The following is a 2896-nucleotide window of genomic DNA, read 5'->3' as shown; positions in this document are numbered from 1 at the left end:
ACTGTATAAGAAACTATTTTGATAATTCACTACAATTACATATTTATAAGACGTGGATTAGGTATTTACTTCAATATCTAATCTTCTTTGCGTTTTTATACAATTGGGTGAATTGTTCGTTGTTGTTTTGTGCACAGGTACCCACACTAGTTTGAGAAACGCCTGTCCTTTTCATAAAGCTTAGTACATCTAGCTTGAATTGAACAGAATAAATTTCACTTTTCTTCTTTCTAGAAAGCCCTTTTGCGCCGTATTTCTGGTAAACGTTCACCCAATTACTAAGCTGTGAATGTGATTTTATATCATATTTACGCACAAGAAACGTTAAACCAAGTGGACCATCTAGATACTCTCTCACAACCATCAACTTAAACACATCGCTATATTTAGCCATAATAAAACACCCCAAAAGTTAGATTTTGACTCTAACTTTTGGGGTGCACAACACAGTTTAGAATGAGGTGTCTTTTTATATTTATGAAATTGTTGTCAATGGGCCAATCCAGTGGGCTACAAAACTAGGACAGCTAACTGATTACGCTGTTTTATTGGATGCGAAAGTTGAGTTAATATGTATGAATTAATTTGCAAAAAATAACAATTAGTATATAATGGGAATTATAGTCCTTTTTACGCAAGTCCATTTACTCATATTTTTGAAAGGAGCGACTGCTAACTAAATAGTATATCTTGAATGAAAACAAAAGAAATTCTAATCTATGATTGAAAGAAGTACAATAAAGTTTGAGAAAGGTGAGATTAATGAAAAAGGTTTTTAAGATTTTTACGATGTTAGTAGTGCTATTAATTTTGATTCCAACTTCATCTGCTTTTGCATTTTATAATTACTCAGATGTTGATAAGTCGAGCTCCCATTACGAAGCATTGGATTTTCTTCAAAAGAAAGGCTTGATTGGTGGATATAGATTTGATAAAGAGATATTTCATTTTAGACCTAACCATCCAATCAAGCGCACAGAAGCGGCTACTATTTTTTTCAGGATTTTAGATTTTGATGTTCCTGAAGACTATGAAGAAATTATTAAAAAGTATAAAGATATAGATTCTACACATCCACTTATAATACCAATCGCCGCTTCGATTGATAAAGGTATTTTTATAGGAGAAGACGGTTTTTTTAAAGATGGGGAATTGAATCGAGAACAAATGGCTACTACGATTATCCGTGCATTTGATTTAAAACACAATTCGGGTAGTACTGTTAAAGTCAATCTTGAAAATGTTTCCAATAGCCATAAGACATCTGTTGCGACATTGGCGCAATACGGTATTACAACCGAATTGGCTGACTTTAGACCAAAAGAGAACGTCACACGTGCTCAATTTATTTCTTTTGTGTATCGGACAATGAAATTAAAAGGAATAGAACAATATATTAATTTTGAATCAGGTGGAAAAACTCCTCCTTACAATAGTGAATTATATATTTCCACTCATATTTTTCATGAGTCTGAATATGTCTATAGTAATCAGATTCATAAATCGGTATTTACAAATACCAATATGACAATTGAAGAAGCAAAAAATGGAGCAGAGTATGCCGTAGCCTTTCCGAATACTCCAATTTTAACAAAGTACGCTTTAATTCGTCATGATTCTCTAAAAGGGGATTTAATATATTTAATCATAAATACTGACAACTATGCAGAAAAGTTAATAACATACGATATTAGTGAGCCTGATGAGGTACCATTACCAGATGGGAAAACTATTGAACAAATAGAAATTAATCAAAAAGAAAATATGGACATGCTAGAAAAAAAGTACAATTTTAAAATGCAATATGGTGGAAATATGCTTTCGAAAGATAGGAATCACCGTATAAAATCAATGGCCGAAATAATGAATAAAGAACCGGAGGAAGTGGTTGTAATCATAAACTGGGTAATAGAAACTGGAAACGTTTACGACGGAGGAGGTTTTTTGGTTTATTATGAATTCGATTCCGGAAGGATACCTCATTTTAAAGTAGAAGAAAAGTGAACAATAATGCCGGTAGGATTGTATTATTTAAGTTGGTTTTTGACTTAAGGAACTTATTCAAAACTAAAAAACATTAAATATTCGATAGGTTATTCACCGAATAGTGTGGCGTTTATGTTTAATTTCAGATGCCTATTATGTTAAATAGATAGTAGGCAAATGAAAAAACCATTGTTTTCAGGGTATAGGAGAAGTACCAATCACAGAACTTCCGATATACCATCCCCATCAAATAGGAGGAGCTGAAAACAATGGTTATACTATCATTTAATCATATTCAGGGGAAGAACGGAAGTCATTGGAACCGTTTAATGCGAGAAGAAAAGGCAAAAGAATACTGTATTGTAGCGATTGATGCAGCGAAATATGTGAATACAGCGATGGTATGCACAATCTACGGCGATATTTTACAGGAGCCATTTGAGTTTGACGGATCAATGACAGGCTATCAACTGATGAAGAAACACATCGATTCGACATGTGAAACTTACTCACTTTCACATGTGATTTTCGGAATTGAAACGACTGCACACTACTATGAAGACCTTGTGAGACTGTGTATGAGTGAAGGATATGTCGTCCGTATATTGAATGCGGCAACGACTGCCCGGGAAAGAGAAACTGTTTTAAATTACACGAAAACGGACCGTGTGGATCTGATGGCGATTGTCCAGTCATTGCTTCATGGACGTGGTGGGACGAGCGTTGAATCCATACTTGAACTGCAATTAATTTCAGGTACCTGTGCAAGAAACTACTCTGGAAATTCACTACAATTACATATTTATAAGACGTGGATTAGGTATTTACTTCAATATCTAATCTTCTTTGCGTTTTTATACAATTGGGTGAATTGTTCGTTGTTGTTTTTTGCACAGTGGTCGACCCCCTT

3 protein-coding genes are annotated in these 2896 nt (G+C 34.1%); 2 read left to right on the top strand and 1 reads right to left on the bottom strand.

Features of this window, described 5'->3' with window-relative positions:
- Positions 1–70: 70 nt before the first annotated feature.
- The gene (locus I2484_RS20865) at positions 71–394 is read right to left on the bottom strand and encodes a transposase (RefSeq protein WP_207152970.1); all 324 of its coding nucleotides are present in this window, start codon (positions 392–394) and stop codon (positions 71–73) included.
- A 368-nt stretch (positions 395–762) separates the two neighbouring features.
- Between I2484_RS20865 and I2484_RS20860 the strand changes: the two genes are divergently transcribed.
- Positions 763–2004, top strand: coding sequence for an S-layer homology domain-containing protein (locus I2484_RS20860; protein WP_207152969.1), 1242 nt, complete (start codon positions 763–765; stop codon positions 2002–2004).
- A gap of 251 nt (positions 2005–2255) precedes the next feature.
- Positions 2256–2896, top strand: a 641-nt coding sequence (locus I2484_RS20855; protein ID WP_255551642.1) for an IS110 family transposase, incomplete at its 3' end; no start/stop codon positions are given.

Origin of the sequence: Sporosarcina sp. E16_8 (assembly GCF_017347095.1) — a bacterium.
Taxonomy (GTDB): Bacteria; Bacillota; Bacilli; order Bacillales_A; family Planococcaceae; genus Sporosarcina.
This window is presented reverse-complemented; position numbering and strand designations above follow the sequence as displayed.

What these genes read in the sequence shown, in the direction of transcription:
- I2484_RS20860 (WP_207152969.1), top strand. Translation starts at nt 763, where the DNA reads ATGAAAAAGGTTTTTAAGATTTTTACGATGTTAGTAGTGCTATTAATT.
- I2484_RS20865 (WP_207152970.1), bottom strand. Translation starts at nt 394, where the DNA reads ATGGCTAAATATAGCGATGTGTTTAAGTTGATGGTTGTGAGAGAGTAT.